General features: G+C 39.7%; 14 protein-coding genes. 5 read left to right on the forward strand and 9 right to left on the reverse strand.

Features of this window, described 5'->3' with window-relative positions:
• Positions 1-58 precede the first annotated feature (58 nt).
• Positions 59-2,113, reverse strand: a complete 2,055-nt coding sequence (locus tag D9K81_RS10290) for a TonB-dependent receptor domain-containing protein (RefSeq protein ID WP_120375180.1) — start codon at positions 2,111-2,113, stop codon at positions 59-61.
• 310 nt (positions 2,114-2,423) lie between these two features.
• Complete coding sequence (gene nfuA, locus D9K81_RS10295; RefSeq protein ID WP_120375179.1) at positions 2,424-3,062, reverse strand: Fe-S biogenesis protein NfuA; 639 nt, start codon at positions 3,060-3,062, stop codon at positions 2,424-2,426.
• A gap of 159 nt (positions 3,063-3,221) precedes the next feature.
• On the opposite strand from nfuA, the gene D9K81_RS10300 reads away from it, so the two are divergent.
• Positions 3,222-3,839, forward strand: coding sequence for a rhomboid family intramembrane serine protease (locus tag D9K81_RS10300; RefSeq protein WP_120375178.1), 618 nt, complete (start codon positions 3,222-3,224; stop codon positions 3,837-3,839).
• 127 nt (positions 3,840-3,966) lie between these two features.
• On the opposite strand, the gene D9K81_RS10305 is transcribed toward D9K81_RS10300, so the two are convergent.
• Complete coding sequence (locus D9K81_RS10305; RefSeq protein WP_120375177.1) at positions 3,967-4,260, reverse strand: DUF7710 domain-containing protein; 294 nt, start codon at positions 4,258-4,260, stop codon at positions 3,967-3,969.
• Positions 4,261-4,499: 239 nt separating this feature from the next.
• Between D9K81_RS10305 and D9K81_RS10310 the strand changes: the two genes are divergently transcribed.
• Both D9K81_RS10310 and D9K81_RS10315 read left to right on the forward strand, forming a co-directional pair.
• Complete coding sequence (locus D9K81_RS10310) at positions 4,500-5,453, forward strand: ABC transporter substrate-binding protein (protein ID WP_120375176.1); 954 nt, start codon at positions 4,500-4,502, stop codon at positions 5,451-5,453.
• A 173-nt stretch (positions 5,454-5,626) separates the two neighbouring features.
• Positions 5,627-7,177 carry a hypothetical protein gene (locus tag D9K81_RS10315; RefSeq protein ID WP_120375175.1) on the forward strand — a complete coding sequence of 517 codons (1,551 nt, stop codon included), beginning with the start codon at positions 5,627-5,629 and terminating at the stop codon, positions 7,175-7,177.
• Between the two features lie 191 nt (positions 7,178-7,368).
• Here D9K81_RS10315 and D9K81_RS10320 read toward each other — a convergent pair whose 3' ends face one another.
• On the reverse strand, positions 7,369-8,988 hold the full coding sequence (locus D9K81_RS10320; protein ID WP_120375174.1) for an inorganic phosphate transporter: 1,620 nt from the start codon (positions 8,986-8,988) through the stop codon (positions 7,369-7,371).
• Between the two features lie 473 nt (positions 8,989-9,461).
• On the opposite strand from D9K81_RS10320, the gene metH reads away from it, so the two are divergent.
• On the forward strand, positions 9,462-13,151 hold the full coding sequence (gene metH / locus D9K81_RS10325) for a methionine synthase (RefSeq protein ID WP_120375173.1): 3,690 nt from the start codon (positions 9,462-9,464) through the stop codon (positions 13,149-13,151).
• 146 nt (positions 13,152-13,297) lie between these two features.
• Here metH and D9K81_RS10330 read toward each other — a convergent pair whose 3' ends face one another.
• Complete coding sequence (locus D9K81_RS10330; RefSeq protein ID WP_120375172.1) at positions 13,298-14,476, reverse strand: RelA/SpoT domain-containing protein; 1,179 nt, start codon at positions 14,474-14,476, stop codon at positions 13,298-13,300.
• Between the two features lie 149 nt (positions 14,477-14,625).
• Positions 14,626-15,003, reverse strand: a complete 378-nt coding sequence (locus tag D9K81_RS10335) for an endonuclease domain-containing protein (protein ID WP_120375171.1) — start codon at positions 15,001-15,003, stop codon at positions 14,626-14,628.
• Between the two features lie 228 nt (positions 15,004-15,231).
• Between D9K81_RS10335 and dhaK the strand changes: the two genes are divergently transcribed.
• On the forward strand, positions 15,232-16,962 hold the full coding sequence (gene dhaK, locus D9K81_RS10340; protein ID WP_120375170.1) for a dihydroxyacetone kinase subunit DhaK: 1,731 nt from the start codon (positions 15,232-15,234) through the stop codon (positions 16,960-16,962).
• Between the two features lie 111 nt (positions 16,963-17,073).
• On the opposite strand, the gene D9K81_RS10345 is transcribed toward dhaK, so the two are convergent.
• From D9K81_RS10345 to D9K81_RS10355, 3 genes are all read right to left on the reverse strand, one after another.
• Positions 17,074-19,188: a 3'-5' exonuclease gene (locus D9K81_RS10345; RefSeq protein ID WP_121523272.1), complete on the reverse strand. Its 2,115-nt coding sequence runs from the start codon at positions 19,186-19,188 to the stop codon at positions 17,074-17,076.
• Between the two features lie 93 nt (positions 19,189-19,281).
• A complete protein-coding gene (locus D9K81_RS10350) occupies positions 19,282-19,725 on the reverse strand; it encodes a hypothetical protein (protein WP_120375168.1) in 444 nt (147 codons plus the stop codon).
• A 122-nt stretch (positions 19,726-19,847) separates the two neighbouring features.
• Complete coding sequence (locus tag D9K81_RS10355; RefSeq protein WP_121523274.1) at positions 19,848-21,071, reverse strand: MFS transporter; 1,224 nt, start codon at positions 21,069-21,071, stop codon at positions 19,848-19,850.
• Positions 21,072-21,083: the final 12 nt, after the last annotated feature.

The raw sequence follows: 21,083 nt of genomic DNA on the forward strand, positions 1-21,083 counted from the left end.
ACGGCTCTATGAGCGATAAAAAAAGCCACAAAATGTGGCTTTTTTTATGAGCTATAGCTTAGAATTTAATGTTCATACCCACTGTATAACGTCGACCATCCAACACAATATCGTATTCGCTGTTGGTAATTTCTTTATTAGCGAGGTTATAAACCCCAGCCGTCAAGCTTAGCTTTTCACTTGCTTTATATACAGCACCTGCATCAAATGTACCGTAAGCTGGTGTACCTGTACTCATTGAAGTACGGCTTAAGTAATCACTGGTTTTACCACGGTAGTTATAATCCATCCATGTATTCCAACGATCTGAAATATCATAGTCGAGACCAACGTTAAGCATGTGTTTTGGCATTTTATTTAACGGCTGACCTGCAAACTCACCGCTTTTTTGCTCAGATTTTGTATAGGTATAGCTTGTGCTCGCGCTTAAATTGTCCATTAGGTCATAATCTAATGTAAATTCAACGCCTTTCATTTCAGCATCAGAAACGTTCATCATTTGGCTGACAAAACGGTAAGGTTTGCCGTTCGCTTCACATTTCCAGTCTTCTACAGGCGAGCTGTTTGTTGTTCCTTGTGTTTCACATAAACGGTCTTCAACAATTTTGTCTTTAAAGTCTGATTTAAATACCATTAAGCTCGTGCTTAAGCCCAATGCTGGATCTGAAAAGTTAAAGCCTAACTCATAGCTTGTACTTTTTTCTGGAGACAAGTTCGGGTTACCAATAATCACACCACTACCTTTACCCGTACGGCTACCAAAACCTTCCGAAATTTGGCTAATTGTTGGTTGCTTATAACCTGTACTCACACCACCTTTTAAAGTTAAAGCATCAGTCAAATGGTAAACACCATAAATACGTGGGGTAATTTCACCACCAAAGTATTGATCTTTATTGAATCGAGCACCTACAGTTAAAGCAAAAGCATCGGTAATGTTCCACTCATTTTCTGCATACAATGCAAATAACCAACGTTCAAGTGAAGTCACACCCGTAACACTTGCTAAACCATTAGTCGTATCTGTAATTTCTTCTTGTTGATATTGACCACCAACAGTTAGCGTATGGTCACCCAAGAAGAATGTACCTTGTGTATTGAATACTTTTAAATCTTCTTCTTTACGATCTGCAACTGCACCGCTATAAACTTTTTTGGTTTTTTCATCTTGGAAATATGAATCAAGGATAAATGTATCGTAATTTGCCTTATGGGTTAAGGTATACATTTCTTTTTCATTTTCGTTGGTTGACGCTTCTGCGGCAGTACCAACACTCTTACCTAAAGTTGTGGTGTATTGCTGACCACTAAAATCATAGCGTAAGCCGATGTCATTATTTTCATCTACACTCCACACCAACTCAGTGCCGAATTTTCTGACTTTTTTCTCCGATTCGCTTGAACCTGATTTTTGTCCTTCACCGCCTACATAGTCACTTTCATCGTTGCCTTGAAAATTACCGTCCAAGCTCAAAGATAATTTGTCTTTAATTAACGGGCCTGTCGCATAAAAACCAACACCGTAACTGTCATTGGCATAATCATTATCTGATTTTGTATATTCTGGTGAAATGCTGCCATGCCAATCGCTAGATGATGCTTTTTTGGTAATAATATTGATTACACCGCCCATTGCATCTGAACCGTACAATGAAGACATTGGTCCACGTACTACTTCAATACGCTCAATCATGTCGATTGGAGGTAAATATGCACCTATTTTACCACCATCTGTACCATTACCATTGACTGTTCTGCCTGCACTAACAGGACGTCCATTGACCAAATACTTGGTATAACTTGCACCCATACCACGGATCGTAATTTCTTTATTATTACCGCCACCTTGTACCGAAACCCCAGGCATATTTTTCACAGCATCAATGACATCGGTATATGATTTTTTTTGTAATTCTTCACCAGTAATCACTGAAATTGAAGCAGGTGCATCAGCAATATTCTGCTCAAAACCACCCGCAGTTGTTACAACAATCGTTTCAAGTTTTGTCACATTATCTTGAGACGCAACATTTTGTTCATTAGCTTGAAGCTGGGCAGTTAAGGCTGATGCAACTGCAAATGCTAAAGTTGAACGAATCAACGGCTTATTCATACTCGTATGCTCTATTTACTATCTATGGATGGTCTTTGATTTTCGGGGCTAAGTGTAACAAAAAACAAACGTAATGCAATTATAATTAATAACTATTCTCATTATTATTAAAAATATTTATCTAATAACTCAACATCAAGATAATCAATTTATTGAAAGAAAATAGGATATGCCTAGCGCATATAATCTAGAGACTGTAATCCTGACAAAAGCTTATTATTGGAAAAATCAGGCAGTTTTTTAGTTGAATGGCGAAAAATAAACAAAAAAATAGTCTCAAATTGAGACTATTTTCTACATTTTTTAGTACTTATTTAAAATAAGCACCTTCAGTGTTGCTGTGATCCGTTTGGTCAACCACACGCGAAAGTTCTGGTACGTGCTGTTTTAAAGTCGTTTCTACACCTTGTTTTAAGGTTAAATCGATAGATGAACAACCTTGGCAACCACCACCAAATTTAAGAACAGCGGTTAAACCATGTTCTTCATCTTCAACCACTTCAACCAAAGCACAGTTACCACCATGACCTGCAAGGCCAGGGTTAATTTCTGACTGTAAAACATAAGTAATACGTTCTTCTACAGAAGCATCTGGACCTACACGTGGCACTTTAGAGTTTGGCGCACGAAAAGTCAGCTGACCACCAAAACGGTCTTTATTATAATCAATAACAGCATCTAACAAATATGGAATAGATGGGGTATCAACATAAGCCACAAAGTCTGGATAATCTTGCTTGTAGTCTGTAGGCACAATTTCTTCTGGCGCACTATATGCCATACAGCACTCAGCACGCGGTGTTCCAGCATTTTCCACAAAAACACGTACCGCAATACCTGGCGTATTTTGTTTCGCCAATAAGTCTTTTAAATACTCTTGTGCATTGGGCGTAATTAATAAATTTGGAATCTCTTCTGCAACTACAGTGCTGGTGTTCTCAGTCGACATAACAATATTTCCTCATGCTGAATTATCTATTTTAACTGAAGATGCGGTTCAGTAGAAAAAAATCAACTAAAATTGTCGGAATTATATTGAAAGTTCACTCTAAACACCCGTTTAATGGCATGATGAATCTTAAATAGTCAAAATATAGAACAGAACCCTATGCTGGACTTACCTTTTAACCACACGGTCACCATTATTTTAATTACCGTGGTTGTTTCATTTCTTGCCTTTCAAAACGAAAAAATCATGAACCGTCTGATTTTTTGGCCACCTGCAATTAAGCAAAGCCAATATGACCGCTTCGTGACGCACGGCTTCATTCATGCCGATGGTGCTCATCTATTATTTAACATGATTACCTTATTTTTCTTTGGCAGTATTATCGAGCAGTTCTATCGTCAATACTTATTTGAAATGGGCTTTGTTCTGTTTTATATCGGCGGGTTAATTGCTGCCATTATTCCAAGTTATCTTCAACATAAAAATGACCACCGCTGGGCCAGTTTAGGTGCTTCAGGAGCAGTTTCAGCAGTCTTATTTGCCTATATTTTATTTCAGCCTTGGAAGCTGATTTTTGTATTTTTTATTCCTGTACCTGCGATTATCTTTGCGGTGCTTTATGTGGCTTATAGTATTTGGTCGGGCAAACGTGGTAATAGTAATATTAACCACAGCGCACATTTGTGGGGTGCAGCCTACGGGGTCATCATGACCATTATCATTGAACCACGTGTACTGCCCCACTTCTTTAACCAGCTCATGCAATTGCCATTTTAATACCTGAGTCGATTACAGTGATTGAGTAGAATTAAATATTTCAACCATAAAAAAGGGATTCTGATACAGAATCCCTTTTTAGTTCACTGGCTAGTGATTGGTATTAATCGCTTCTACGCAAGAAGGATTAAACATCTGTGTGGACCAAAAGATCACCATGCTCAAAATGCCAGTTGCGCTGATATGCAGACACAAATTTGGCAATGAATACAGGTGCACGGTCAATTGGTGTTTTTTCTTTAAAATGACCTTCGTTAATTGCCCAGTCATAGCAACTCTGATCTAATGGATACTCAATTAAAATACCGCTTAAATGGTGACTCTCAATCCAGTCTTTGGCTTGCAGATAAGTAGAAAATACTGCTGAAGAGAAATTAGATTTATGCGCACTAAATAGATAAACGCGATTTAAATCACTCATAACTTTCCCCTAAGAACAAATTCTTATTTGATGATTTAATTTACTCCTTTTATTTTGTGATGCAAATCACACTTTATTATTTTTTTGATGTCATTTCAGCCAATTTTCGTAACCAATAAAATTTGAATTGAAAGGAGCAATACACAACTACAAGTAATAATAGAAATGTTAATTATTTTCATTTAAGAATCATTCTGTTATATTCGCTGGAATTTTTTAGGGAAATATTTGAGAGGATTATGAAAAAATCATTATTGTGCGCTGTTTTATTAACACTCACATCTACTGTATCTAGCTTGGCACTCGCTGCACCATTCGTATTAAAAGCACCAGAACAGAATGCGATCGAACTCAAAAAAACACCTCAAAATATTGCGGTATATGACCTTTCAATACTCGATACACTCAATGCTTTAGGCATAGAGGCAAAAATTGTTCCCGAAACCAGCTTCAGCGGTGATTTAGCAAAATATAAAAACACTCAATTTATTAAAGCTGGCTCTTTATTTGAACCTGATGTAGAAAAACTGAAAGTCGCTAAGCCTGATCTTATTTTTGTGGGCGGACGTTCAGCAAAAGCGCAAAGTCAATTACAGCAGCTTGCACCTACTGTTAATTTATCAACACAAACTGAACATTATGTAGCTGACTTAGAACAACGTACTCACCTACTTGCGCATGCTTTTAAACGCGAAAAAATTGCAAACGAAAAATTAGCAGAAATTAAAAAGTTACAGGCAGAATTAAAAACTTTAACACAATCTAAATCTGCGTTAATGCTCTTTGTAAATAAAGACAACTACATGTTGCATGCAACCAATGACCGTTTTGGCTTTGTATACGATTTAACAGGTTTTAAATCTGTACTTCCGCTCAGTGAAAAATCTGATGCACCACGCCCTGAAGCTGGCTCTGCAGAAGCACAGGCTTTGGCAGAAAAGAATGCACAACTGCTGAAAAAAGCAGTCGAAACTCAGCCTGATTACATTATTTTACTAGACCGCGGTGCAGTAAATACACAGCAGTACACAGCTAAAGACAGTATTAAAACTCACGCTATTTTGAGCCAAGCCAATGCTGTAAAAAATAATCGTGTAATTAATGTGAATGCGGATTCTTGGTATTTAACAGGTGCAGGCTTAGACAATACCATTGCGATGCTTAAAGAGTTGAAACAAGCCATTCAGCCTTAAATATTTAAAAAATATTAAAATACAAAGGGAAGCATAAGCTTCCCTTTTTTCATGAAATATCTAGAAATATTTTTATACAAAACATTGGCACTTTATGCCAACACCGAATCTAATTTGGCATAGATAATGTATACAAATGTATATTAATGACCATGTCAGGTGAGATATTTTGCATGTCTAGTTCTTTAGAAGGCCTTCAATTTCCAACTACTGCTTCACAGCAAAAGCCCAGCACATCCAAAGTGGGGCGTGAAATTATTGCAGAAGCATTGGCCTCAGTTGATCACAACTTATCTGTACAAGCCATGCAAGAGAAAAACTGGCGCAAACAATATCCAAAATATTTCAAAGCTTTGGTACAACATGGCATTTTGAATGACCAAGCACCATTAGATATTGCTACTTCTGGTTTAAATAAAGCACATCATAGCTTTGAATTTTATAGAGATGGGCAAAAGCACTTATTCATCGATGTAATGTCATTAGCGACCCAGCCCTTACATACCATTCAATTAAAAGGTGAAAGTGAAGCTGCACCTGAGTGGTATGTGCCCTATAAAGGACAAAAATTGCAAGGTGATACACTCTTGGCTCAGCTTCAAACTTGGCAAGATGCAGGTATTGTGGAACCGAGCCATGCAGATGCCTTACGCGCCTGTGTTGCCCACCCAGAGTGGTTTGATTTGTCTGACCGTACTATTGTGCTATTTGGTGCAGCTTCTGAGGCCGGCCCACTGACTTGGTTATCTAAATGGAAAGCCAATATAGCCGCGGTCGATCTACCCAATACTCGCATTTGGAGCAAAATATTAGACACTATAAAACATGGTAATGCGACGCTGTATGCACCATGTATAGAAGCACTGTCTGAAGATTCAACCGAAGCAGAACTCAAAGAGAAATTGGGTGCGAATTTACTGACACAAACGCCTGAAATTGCCCATTGGCTAGCGCAAAGTCAACATCAATTAGACTTAGCCGCTATTGCCTATTTAGATGGTGAAAAACACGTTCGCGTCTCTATGGCAATGGATGCCATTATGCAATATGTCAGCGCGAAAAAGCCGGATACCAGCCTGATGTACATGTGCACACCAACCGATGTGTATGCTGTACCCAAGGAAGTGGTTGAAGCCTCAGAACTTAAATTCGCGCAACGATCCCCAAAGCAGCAATGGATGAGCAAAGGTATTTCAGCCCTGAGCCGTCAGCATTTTTTCCAAAAGAATTTGCATGATTTGATCCCTTCAAATAATGGGAAATCTTATGGTATTGCGGATTGCTTGGTAGTTGAACAAGGGCCCAATTATGCCCTCGCAAAACGTATTCAACAGTGGCGTGCTACTTTAGCGCGACATAATGGTCAGCGTGTCAGCATTAATATTGCACCGTCCACAACCACGCATTCAGTCACAAAAAATCCGCTTTTAAAAGCAGCCTTTAATGGTGCTGAACTGTTTGATGTTGAAGCTTTTAGCCCAGAAACCACCAATGCCATTATGGCAGCCTTATGGATCCATGATCTTCGTAATCCTGAATCGGTAGCAAACCCAGAACTTAAATTAGACCATCCCTTAGAACTGATGATGGAAGGTGCAAACCATGGCGGTTTATGGCGTGTGGCTTATTTAGCACGTACTGCTCTGCCATTTGCTGCCGTCTATGGCTTTGCAACAGACAAGCTCCCAATCAAACCTATGCTCCGCATGCTGAAAAAAGCATAATGCTATGAATCCACCCTTCTCATTTTCTGCAATCAAAGTGGTCTATGGGAAGGGTCTATTGATTGGGTATTTTGATAGATTCTATGCTCCTCATGATCTCATCCATAAAGCTCGCCATAGCACTTAAAACACGAAAGCAGAGCATAAAAAAACGCTACCGAAGTAGCGTTTTTTTATAGCTTTAAAAGTGCTTAGAACACTTTTAAGAACAACCAATACAAACCACCAGATAAACAGATGGTCGCTGGTAGTGTGAAAACCCAAGCTGAAAGAATAGTTTTTACTGTGGCAAAGTTAAGACCAGATTTGTTGGCAACCATTGTACCTGCAACAGCAGAGTTCAGTACGTGCGTAGTTGAAACTGGCATACCAAAACCATCTGCAGCAGCAATTGTGGTCATCGCAACAAGCTCGGCTGACATACCTTGACCATAAGTCATGTGGTGCTTACCAATACGTTCACCAACAGTCACAACAATACGTTTCCAACCCACCATCGTTCCTAGACCAAGTGCCAATGCAACAGCAACTTTCACCCACGTTGGAATATATTGAAGGAAAGAATCTAAGTTACTACGGTATTCTTTAACTTGCTTAGATTGATCCGCAGTCATTGCTGGAAGCTGTTCTGATTTATCTAAACGCTTAAATGCCGTGGTACTTAAGTACATATCATTACGAATTGAAGAAACTTCAGTTTCTGGAATATCTTTAAGATCACCATATTGACCTACACGCTCACCTAAGTGATCCGTTAAGCTTGCTAAAGCAGGCACAACTTCAGGTGTGATTTCTTTGGTCTGAATGTATTTGGTAATCACATCACGCGCTTTGTCATCTGCAATATCAGCATGCTGAGCATAAATTGCAGTCGCTGTTTGCGCAGACAATTGTTCAAATGACTGAATGTGCGCTTGATCTAAATTTTTGTTTAAAGAATAAGCCAAAGGTACACAACCAATCAAAATCAACATGATTAAACCCATGCCTTTTTGACCATCATTGGAACCATGTGCAAAGCTTACGCCTGTACAGGTAAAGATCAAAATTGCACGAATCAGTGGCGGTGGTGGCTTATTGCCTTCAGGTGGTTGGAATAATTCCATTTGTTTCTTAAAGATTTTTTTAACCAATAAGAACAACACCGCAGCAAATGCAAAACCAATTAAAGGAGAAAATAGTAAAGCTTTACCCACTTTAATCACTTGGTCCATGTCTACACCCGATGCACCGCTACCCGCGTGCAGAATGTAGTTCATGATACCCACACCTAGAATCGAACCAATTAAAGTATGTGAACTAGACGCAGGAATACCCAAGAACCAAGTACCTAGGTTCCAAAGAATGGCCGCGATTAGCATGGCAAAGACCATGGCAAAACCCGCACCAGAACCAACGTTCATAATCAATTCAACAGGAAGCAATGCAATAATGCCGTAGGCAACTGCACCACTGGCAACCATTACGCCTAAGAAATTACAAAAACCAGCCCACATCACCGCCACAGGGGCAGACAATGCATTGGTATAAATTACTGTTGCAACAGCGTTTGCTGTGTCGTGAAAACCGTTTACAAATTCAAAACCAAGCGCAATAAACAAAGCTGTACCCAATAAAATCATGGAGTAGAGACTAAGTGCAGGAACGTGCGCGAGATCAGCTGTGAGTTGAAAACCAATATAAATTAACGTTGAAATAATTAACGTTAGAAACACCGGCATAAAAAATTTCGGTGTAGGCACATGAACATTCGTCGACTTTTTGTTTGCCGACTGGTGTGCTGAATCTACGGGAGTTTGATTAGAATTCATGCAAGCAAGAATGGAGGATTTAAGAATCCCCATATTGTTCAATTAAATTGTGACAATTATATGACAAAGCGCTGTCATATAAAGCAATATTTCATACTTTATTTTTTACAGCTCGCCATCAAAATCGCTTATTAAAATTCAAATATTTATTTAATATTCATACACTTAAAATTACTCACAATGATTTATATTCATTTAATCGACCTGTATTTGCACCAAAAACGATCATGTTACAAAACATGAAATATAAGCTTCGTTCTAGGCATAACGGGTCATTGCATAGCATGCTTGTGGGATATGACAGCTTGATGAAGTATTTATGACAGGCAGCCGGTATTTTAGCTGTAGCACATTTGGCGGTTTATTCGGCACTTCAAAATGCACTTTGCTGAATTAAACTGAATTGCACTCATTTTAAGCTGAAATCTGCTAACATAGATGCCGATTTTATATGCCATCGGATTGGGTTATTTATGTCCACGCTTGCCACCTTAAAAGAGCTTCTAGCTCAACGGATTCTGATTATTGACGGTGCGATGGGCACCATGATTCAGCGTCATAAACTCGAAGAATCTGATTACCGTGGTGAGCGTTTTGCTGACTGGGCATCTGACCTCAAAGGCAACAACGATCTTTTGGTGCTTACACAACCGCATATTATCCAAGGTATTCATGAAGCCTATTTGGATGCGGGCGCAGACATCATTGAAACCAACTCTTTTAACGGCACACGCGTATCCATGTCGGATTACCACATGGAAGATTTGGTGCCTGAAATTAACCGTGAAGCGGCGCGCATTGCCAAGGAAGCCTGCAAAAAATATTCAACGCCAGAAAAGCCTCGCTTTGTTGCAGGTGTGCTTGGGCCTACATCACGTACCTGTTCAATTTCACCGAATGTAAATGACCCAGCATTTCGTAACATTACTTTTGATGCACTCAAAGAAAACTATATTGAGGCTGCACATGCCCTGATTGAAGGCGGTGCGGACATTCTATTAATCGAAACTGTATTCGATACGCTGAACTGTAAAGCAGCGATCTTTGCAGTGAAAGAAGTGTTTAATCAGCTTGGTTATGAATTGCCATTGATGATTTCAGGCACCATTACCGATGCTTCAGGTCGTACCCTGACTGGTCAAACTGCGGAAGCATTCTGGAACTCGGTGCGTCACGGCGATTTACTGTCTATTGGTTTTAACTGTGCCTTGGGCGCAGATGCGATGCGTCCGCATGTAAAAACTATTTCCGATGTGGCAGACACTTTTGTATCAGCGCATCCAAACGCTGGTTTGCCAAATGCTTTTGGTGGCTACGATGAAACACCCGAAGAAACGGCAGCCTTTATTAAAGAATTTGCTGAAAGTGGCCTGATTAACATTACGGGCGGTTGCTGCGGTACAACACCTGATCATATTCGTGCCATTTACAATGCAGTCAAAGACATTGCGCCACGTCAAGTGCCTGAAACTAAACCTGCGTGTCGCTTAAGCGGTTTAGAGCCATTTAACATTACTGAAGAATCATTATTCGTCAACGTTGGTGAACGTACCAACGTGACAGGGTCTAAAAAATTCCTTCGTTTAATCCGTGAAGAAAACTTTGCAGAAGCACTCGATGTTGCACAGCAGCAAGTTGAAGCTGGCGCGCAAATCATCGACATCAACATGGATGAAGGTATGCTCGATTCAGAAGGCGCGATGGTGCACTTCTTGAATCTTGTTGCTTCTGAGCCTGAAATTTCACGTGTGCCGATCATGATTGACTCATCAAAATGGGACATCATTGAAGCAGGCTTAAAATGCGTACAAGGTAAACCTGTAGTTAACTCAATTTCCTTGAAAGAAGGTTATGACGAGTTTGTACACAAAGCACGTCTATGCCGTCAGTACGGTGCTGCTGTTATCGTCATGGCCTTTGATGAAAAAGGTCAGGCCGATACTGCTGAACGTAAACGTGAAATTTGCAAACGCTCTTATGACGTACTTGTAAATGAAGTCGGCTTCCCTGCTGAAGACATCATCTTTGACCCGAACGTGTTTGCAGTTGCAACGGGTATTGAAGAACACAACAACTATGCTGTGGACTTTATTGAAGCGACAGGTTGGATTAAACAAAATTTACCACACGCGATGATTTCAGGCGGTGTGTCGAACGTATCGTTCTCATTCCGTGGTAACGAACCTGTACGTGAAGCGATTCACTCTGTGTTCCTTTATCATGCCATCAAGCAAGGCATGACTATGGGTATCGTCAACGCAGGTCAAATGGCGATTTATGATGATATTGACCCTGAGTTAAAAGCTGCTGTTGAAGATGTGATTCTGAATCAGAATCAGGGTGAGAGCCAACATGATGCAACTGAAAAATTACTTGAAGTTGCTGAAAAATTCCGTGGCCAAGGTGCAGCGCAAAAACAAGTAGAAAACTTGGAATGGCGTGAGCTTCCTGTAGAAAAGCGTCTTGAACATGCTTTGGTCAAAGGTATTACCACATTCATTGATGAAGATACTGAAGAAGCACGTTTAAAAGCCAAACGTCCACTCGATGTAATTGAAGGCCCGCTGATGGACGGCATGAACGTAGTGGGTGACTTGTTCGGTTCGGGCAAAATGTTCTTACCGCAAGTAGTGAAATCTGCGCGTGTAATGAAGCAAGCAGTGGCTTGGCTCAATCCGTTCATTGAAGCAGAAAAATCTGGCGGGCAGTCTAAAGGTAAAGTGCTGATGGCCACCGTAAAAGGCGACGTACACGATATCGGTAAAAATATCGTTGGCGTAGTACTGGGCTGTAACGGTTATGACATTGTCGATTTAGGCGTAATGGTGCCTTGCGAGAAGATTTTACAAACTGCCATTGATGAAAAAGTGGATATTATCGGTCTTTCTGGTCTGATCACACCATCTTTGGACGAAATGGTGTTTGTTGCTAAAGAAATGCAGCGCAAAGGCTTTAATGTACCGTTGATGATTGGCGGTGCAACCACTTCTAAAGCACATACTGCAGTAAAAATTGATCCGCAATATTCGAATGATGCAGTGATTTATGTTGCCGATGCATCGCGTGCGGTGGGTGTTGCAACGACTTTATTATCTAAAGAAATGAAGCCGAAGTTTGTTGAAGAAACTCGCGCTGAATATGAAAAAGTACGTGAGCGTATTGCCAATAAACAGCCGAAAGCGGCCAAACTGACGTATGCAGAATCTATCGAAAATGGCTTGAAAATTGACTTCGCAGCCAATAAGCCTGCGAAACCGAATTTTATTGGTACGCAAACGCTGACCAACTATCCGCTTGAAACACTGGTTGAATATTTCGACTGGACACCGTTCTTTATTTCTTGGAGCTTGGCAGGCAAATTCCCTGCAATCTTAACGGATGAAGTGGTGGGTGAAGCGGCAACTGACTTGTTTGAACAAGCGCAGACTATGCTAAAAGACATCATCGACAACAAACGCTTTGATGCGCGCGCTGTATTTGGCATTTACCCAGCCAACCGTTCTGCCGCGGATTCGGTTGAAGTGTATAGTGAAGATGGTCAATCGGTGACGCATACTTTCCATCACATTCGTCAGCAGTCTGACAAAGTGACTGGCAAACCAAACTTGTCGTTGGCGGACTTTGTAGCGCCTAAAGGCGTTGCAGAAGATTACTTGGGCGGTTTCACGGTATCGATTTTCGGTGCGGAAGAAATGGCGAATGAGTACAAAGCCAAAGGCGATGACTACTCTGCTATTTTAGCTCAATCTTTGGGTGACCGTTTTGCGGAAGCTTTTGCTGAGCATTTGCATGAGCGCATCCGTAAAGAGTTCTGGGGCAACCAAGCTTCTGAAACTTTAAGCAATGAAGAGCTGATTAAAGAGAAGTATGTGGGTATCCGTCCTGCACCCGGCTACCCTGCTTGCCCTGAGCATTCTGAAAAAGCGCCATTGTTTGACTGGTTAGGTTCTACTGACAAAATTGGTACACAATTGACCACTAGCTTTGCAATGTGGCCGCCTTCATCTGTTAGCGGTTTCTACTATGCCAACCCTGAAAGCCAATACTTTAACGTGGGTAAAATCGCGGGCGATCAGCTTGAAGATTATGCGAAGCGTAAAGGTTGGTCGTTGGATGAAGCGAAGCGTTGGTTAGCGCCTAATTTGGATGATTCTGTAGTTTAAAAAATCCCCCTAGCCCCCTTTGATAAAGGGGAACTAAAAAAGCCCTCAATTGAGGGCTTTTATTTTTTAATCCCCCTAAATCCCCCTTTTTCAAAGGGGGACTTTGTCATGTGATTACATGAATTACGTGACAACTCCTCCCTTTTTTAAAGGGAGGCAGGGAGGGATTTCTTCTCATCCAAGAAACTTTTCATTCTGGAAGCTACTACTCGTTGTTTATATACAACCTTCGCCACATTCTCGATCAACTTTACATACGATATAAATACTTCAGAATCAGCAAAATAATTCGGGTAAGCTTGTTTAATACCATCAACTGCATCAGAAGACACTAATGCTACGATCCAATCAGGATTTGCCTGTAAAGTCGATTCATACAAGGTGTATTGTTCTGAAGCTTTTGAATGTTCTTTTTTTTCAAAAAATTCATGTTGAACTGATTTAGTTCGTAAATTAAGTCTTAATAAATAAAAGCCGTGTTGTACTGACTTCTTCGATAGTTCATCATGAATAAATTTTATAGAATCTGCAAAACTCCTAAAACTATATTCAATAGTTATTTTATTACTTAGAACTTGATTAAATAACTCAGCTATTTCTATACATTCATTGGCAATATTTTGATTTTTTAGCGCTTTAGACAAATATTCTTGTACTAAATCCTTTTGCCTATTTTTAACAAATGATTCTAAAGATTCAATATAATTAAATTGATTACTTGCTAATTTAAAAAATCTAGACCATTCATCAACACCGCTCGTAAATTTCAAATTATTATTACTAAATATATCTACTATTTCTATGCTTGTTGCCCAACTATGTTGCAATTGCGTACGAAGTTGCACTTCTACACTTCGTAAGATATTTTCTGAATTTTTAAACTTTCCTATTACATGTATGCCCCTATAACCATCTTGCTTAGGATTTTCTAAATAATTCTTAAAACGTGTATGTCCACCTTCTTCACAAAAATCTGAATGTTTCTTTAATTTTGAAAACACTCTATTTACATCTTTGAGATTTTTAAGAACCACACGAATGCCACCTATATCCTGCATATTTTTTAGACTCATCCTACTAAATCTAGAAAGTTTACGGATTATTGAATCAGCTCTTTTAATCCTTCTAGCGATGAATACATTTTTATATGAGGAATCCATAACTGTTTTTACAGTTTTTTCTGCATTATCTAAAGCAACAACATGACTATCACGCCAAAATGTTAATATTTTTAACGTATCCTCATGTAGTTTATGATTTTTATAATTAGCCAGCTTTTTTAAGTCTTCACCAGCTCTTTCAACTTGATTATTAGAATATGTCATTTATCTTTTTTCTTACGGATTTTGAATAAGTATATAATTTTTAGATTAAATTTTAAATATTATTTCAAATAGAAAGCTCAATCTAAACCTTTTGATATAAACATCTCAAATTCAAAAAAACTATCAAATTCGCGTGAAGTCCCCCTTTATCAAAGGGGGGATTCTTTAGAAATCTCTTTCAAACAATATTGATAAACCACTTCTACCACATCATCAACCTCATTCAAAATCTGTAAATTATCAAACCTCAGCACTTTCAATCCCAACTGAGCCAAAGTCTCATCCCTCGCCCGATCAGCTTCTAATCCCTCATCCGTAAAGTGCTGTCCACCATCACACTCAATAACTAAATTGGCAACAGGACAGTAAAAATCAACAATGAAATTTAAAATCGGCTTTTGCCTATAAAATTGCAAACCTAAAATTTGTTTATTACGAAGCCGTGACAATAACAGCTTTTCAGCATCAGTCATGTTATTCCGTAAATCACGAGAGGCTTGCTTCAAATTTTTATTGTAAGGTTTCATTTTTATTCTTCTATTTTAATATTTTTAATCCCTCCTAACCTCCCTTTAACAAAGGGGGATTTAGGTGGATTCATTTAATATAAGATATACATTAAAAACCGCCCCTTTTCTAACCCATCAACGCCTAATCATCCATTTTTACATTTTTAACTCTGCAAAAATTCTCACTTTCTAGGATAATAACCACATTTAATATTCTCCCAAATCTACATGTAAAGGTTTTCCTGCATGAAAAAACTCATGAACAACCCAGAAAATCTGGTTGTTGAAATGTGCAAAGGCTTTGTTCTTGCTCATCCTGAACTTGCATTTAACGAATCACACAAAATCATTTCACGTAAAGAAAAACACCAAAACGTGGCACTCATTAGTGGCGGTGGTAGCGGTCACGAACCTGCACATGCAGGCTTTGTCGGTGCAGGCATGCTCGATGCTGCAGTATGTGGTGACGTATTTGCATCACCTTCGCAAATTCAAATTTATAAAGCATTGCAACAAGTCGCAACCGACAAAGGCGTGCTGATGATCATCAAAAACTATTCTGGCGATATGATGAATTTCCAGAATGGCGCAGCCCTTGCAACTGACGACGGCATTAAAGTTGATTATGTAAAAGTTGCAGATGACATTGCGGTAAAAGACAGCCTCTATACCGTAGGTCGCCGTGGTGTTGCAGGTACAGTATTTGTACACAAAATTGCAGGTGCTGCTGCTAGCAAAGGTTATGAACTTTCACGTGTAAAAGAATTAGCACAAAAAGCTGCCGACAGCGTAACCAGTCTGGGTTTTGCATATACTTCTTGCACCGTTCCAGCCAAAGGTACACCAACTTTTACGTTAGCTAATGACGAAATGGAATACGGCGTAGGCATTCACGGTGAACCGGGTATTCGCCGTGAAAAAATCCTGCCATCTAAAAAATTAGCGCAGCGCATTGTCGATGACCTATTCCTTGACCGTCCAGACCTCAAAGAAGTGGCTGTATTGGTCAATGGTTTTGGTACAACACCATTGCAAGAACTGTATGTATTTAACCATGATGTCTGCCAGCATCTTGCCAATAAAGGCATCAAAATTTACCGCACATTTGTGGGTAACTACATGACCAGCATCGACATGAACGGTGCATCTGTATCGCTACTTGCGCTGGATGATGAACTAAAAACTTATTTAGATGCGGAAGCGAACACACCAGCATTTAAAATGGACGGTTCTCCTGCACTTCCGCTTGAGTTTTCTAACCAAAATGAAACAGCTGAACGCACGATCAATACAGATGTAGAAACGCATCCTGAACATGCCAAAATTTCTAATGAGCAGTTCACCATTGAAAATATGCGCTATGTGGTTGATGTGATGAGCGCATGCATCATTAAAAATGAAGTGCCATTTTGTGAACTCGATGCCCATGCAGGCGACGGCGATTTTGGTATGAGCGTTGCAAAAGGCTTTAAACAGCTGAAACGTGAATGGCATCAACTGGTACAAGCAGATCAAATGGATGACTTCCTCTTGAACTGTTCAATGATCATTATGGAGCATTGTGGTGGTGCATCTGGCCCAATCTGGGGTTCAGCATTCCGTGCTGCGAGCAAAGCCATTAAAGGCAAAAATGCTTTAAATACGGCAGACTTTGCAGACATGCTTCAAGCAGCAGTTAAAGGCATTCAAGTTACTGGCGAACGCTCATTTGGTCGTGGTGCTGTGGTAGGCGATAAAACTTTGATTGATGCCTTAGTACCATGCGCAGATTCATGGTCTGCCAATACGGATAAATCTTTTAAAGAAAACTTCACTTTAGGTGCCAAAGCAGCCGTTCAAGGTGCTGAAAACACCAAAGAGATCGTGGCGCGTATGGGCCGTGCAGGAACTGTGGGTGACCGCAGTCTTGGCTATCCAGATGCGGGCGCACATGGTTTAGGCGTGATCTTTAGCGATATTGCCGAACATTTAAAATAAGTTTAAATATTCAAAAGCCCTGATCACATTACAGTTTTCAGGGCTTTTTTATGACTTGAAATATTATTTCATCACTGTATTTAGTAAAAGTAACAGTGAGCTTTAGTCCGCTTAATCAATCAAACGTAATTTACGCAGTCTTGCTCGAATCCCACCACTTTTACGGTTATGGCGCAGCGCAATGTCCTTAATTGCTAACTTTTCATCCATAAAAGCATCTATCAAGCGGACTTCTTCATCTTCTGTCCATTTTTGACCAATCATTGAATCCGTATCCACTTCTAACTCGCTATTTTCTGATTCATCTAGCGCTTTTTCAATGCTGACCAGCACTGAGCTTTCTTCTGCTTGTTGTTGCTTTGCAGTTTGCTCATAAATCGCTTTTACATCCGCAAGAAAGCCTGTATTTTCACAGCCTAAAATAAATAACTTATTCTGCGCACGGGTCATGCCCACATACGCCAGTTTACGCTCAGAATCTAAGTCTCGATTTTCCCCCAGCCGTGGCATGTGGTCTAGCCCAACAAAAAATACATGCGGAAACTCCAATCCTTTAGACGATTCTACATTCATAATTTTGATTGAATTTTTATTTAAATCGAGCGCTTTCTTTTCAGCACTGCTGAAAATAAATTCAGCCTCAGCATCTGGAACATAACTTTCTAGTTTGGTTTTTAACTCATTAATGAAAATATCGTATTCAGCAGATTTTGCCTGTAACACTGCAATGTCTCTAGGTAGGACATCTGACTTCAGCAATTGTCGAATTTTACGGGCAATTAAATCCGCTAAATGGCGCACATCATTTTCATGATAAATACTTGGGTATTCACCTGTTTTACACTCCCCTGTATCTGGGTCTAAAACACGGTCATATTCATCATTATTCTGTAAACTCTCGAATTGCTTCGGATTCAAAAATGCTTTGGCAATATCTAAAATCTCTTTGGTATTGCGGTAGCATTTATACAGTTCTACTGGCTTTTTACCTTGTACCTGCAAACCCACTGAGCGCCAACTCGGCTTTTTACGGTTAAAGATATTTTGCGCTGGGTCGTAGCAGAACAAAATATTATTACTTTCTGCTTTGACTAATTTAGACAGGCCAATAATCCATTCTTGTGCAAAGTCCTGCCCTTCATCAATCAAAATAGCATCATATTGTTGAGTATCAGATAAGTCGCTTTCCTCAAGATAATCCAATAAAATTTGACCGACACGACTGTTATAGTCTGTTTGCTTCTCATTTTTTAGCATCGATAAATTGGCGCTGGTAATTTTCTTGACCACACTATGAAAATTCAGCACTTCTATCTTGCCATTAAAATCATCTCCAAACATCTGTCGTAAGTGATTACACAGAGAATTGTTGTAGCACACCACTAAAATTTTATAGTCTGGGTAAATCGTTTTTAAATATTTTGCGCGACACGCCAAAACCAATGTTTTACCGCTACCTGCGACACCTTTTAAAATACGGTGCCCATCACCAATATTCTTTGCAATCGATTCCTGAGATAAATCAAGTGCTTTCACTTCTTGTGGCTCTACGGCAAATAACTCATCCTGTTTAAATTCATTCACCCGAATTTCAGGAAAAATCATATAGCGTAAAAACTTTTCTTCTGCATAGCTCAATGCTTCAAAAGAGAATCCAACATCTTTAAATGCAGCAATTAATTTATTTTTAAAAGTCTTATTTTCGGCAACAAGACGTAAATCATCTTTATAAATGGTTTTATGTACTGTGCTAATAGAAGGTAAACTTAAGCCTATTTCATGAGCATCTTGTTCTTTCAGCTCTGTATAAATAACACAACTACTGATTGGAAATTTAACATTGCCCTGATAATGCCCATTCTGTTGTAAAAATATCGCCGTCTTTTTAAATTGATTCAGAATATTCAACATGCACTTACGTACTTGCTGTTCTGGATTTTGTACTGCAACACTTTTGGCATGGTTGTTATTATAAAAACGCCCCGTAAATGTTTCAGGGTTTAAGGTTTCAAATCTATCTTTAGACCAGTCCTTAACTTCGATCACCAATAAGCCATGCTTTGGCAACCAAACAATAAAATCGGTATAACGGTTAAGCGCTTTCGGTTCATGCCAAATAATGGCATTTTCCTCTTGAAAGACATGCTCCAATAATTGATAGACTTTTCTTTCACCGCTACTGGCTGATTTTAATTGTTGAATGCTTGGGGGAATCAATTCAGCCACAGTGATTATTCTCTAAGTCGTAATTAGTTGATTAATTACACAAATTATAATCAAAAATGTTAAATAGTCCATTACCTTTGCTTTGAAAATCAATTAAGTATTCAAATTTATTCTAGCAATATTCAAATGATGCATCATTTCACGAATCAACACGAAATAAGCCAATAGCTTAAAATCATCGCCTGCCTGCGCCGTATAATATTCTAGTCGTTCTACAAATGAATTGAATGCGTGTTCAAGCATCTGACGGCCGATGTGCTTTGCACCATTAAAAAATAAGCTACTAAGTCGTTGCATATATTCATCAGACGTGTGTGACATCCGCTGTATATGAGCGCCCAGTTTGAGTTGTTCTAGCAGTTCTTCAATCACATAGATCATCTGTTCAATGGCCAAAGCATCAATACGGCCAAAACGCACACTTTGTGAAATGATAAAAATTAAACCTTTATTAATTTCAATTACTTGCCCGTCTATCTCAAAATTTAGTTGTTCATCTGTCAGTGAAAATGCAATCACTGCTTGTGTATCGCTCATGGGCATTTTCTCCTACTCATCTTCAATTCGGGCGAAGGATTGACACAATAAAAAGCGCCACCTGATTTATCCTATCAGACAGCGCCATTATTTTTGTTTAGAAAAGATTCATTTGTATTGTATTAGTTTGCAGGCTTCACCTGTGTCTTGGGCAAAAAGAAAGTGGCTAAACCCAGTAAAGGCAACAATGAACAAACACCAAATACCCATTCAATGCCATTGATATCTGCCAAATAACCCAAACCTGCTGCCGCAATACCACTCACACCAAACATGAGGCCAAACATTAAGCCTGCAATCATGCCCACGCGCCCTGGTACGGCTTCTTGTGCATAGACCACCATGGCTGCAAAAGCAGATGACATCACTAAACCAATCACAATTGACAGTACAGTGGTCCAAAATAGATTTACATAAGGCAACATGAGCGCAAAAGGCGCCATGCCTATAAATGACACCCAGATCACTGCCTTACGACCAATTTTATCTCCTATAGGCCCACCAGCAAACGTACCCAATGCAACGGCCGCCAAAAAGGCAAATAAATGTAGCTGTGCATTTTGAAGGCTTAAGCCAAATTTATGCATTAAGTAAAAGGTAAAATAATTACTAATACTGGCGATATAGGTAAATTTGGCAAACATCAGTACACAAATGGTGGCTAATGCAATAAACAACTGTTTACCCTGTAATTTAGTCTGTACCTGCTGTGCTTTGGATGTCGCTTGGCTCAGGCTATGTTGAATATTCCAGCGACTCACACCAAATAGCACCCAAATGGCCAACAAAGCAAAGAGCACTAGCCATGCGACTGCATGCTGTCCAAAAGGTACGATAATCAAAGCTGCCAACAATGGGCCTATGGCAGAACCAGTATTACCACCGACCTGAAAAGTCGATTGCGCAGTACCAAAACGGCCACCAGAAGCCATTCGTGCTACACGTGATGCTTCAGGATGGAAGGTTGATGACCCTACACCAATCAGCGCAGAAGCGATCAGTAGGACTGTAAAACTCGGCGCGAAAGCCAGTAGCACAATCCCACTGAATGTAACCATCATGCCCATCGGAAGTAAATAAGGCTTCGGATGCTTATCGGTATACAGACCAATCCACGGTTGTAACAAGGATGCCGTCAGCTGATAGACCAGTGAAATCAGACCAACTTCTGCAAAACTTAGTGAAAAATTGACTTTCAGCATCGGGTAAATGGCTGGTAAAACTGCCTGTATCAAATCATTCAGTAGATGCGCAATTGCAACCGCACCCACGATTTTAATTACCATGCCTTGTGGCTGTGGATGTGCTTCGCCAGCCTCATTCTTCACGGGTATTGAAGAGTTCATTGCCCGTTCACT

Source organism: Acinetobacter chengduensis, assembly GCF_003664645.1.
Lineage (GTDB): Bacteria > Pseudomonadota > Gammaproteobacteria > Pseudomonadales > Moraxellaceae > Acinetobacter > Acinetobacter chengduensis.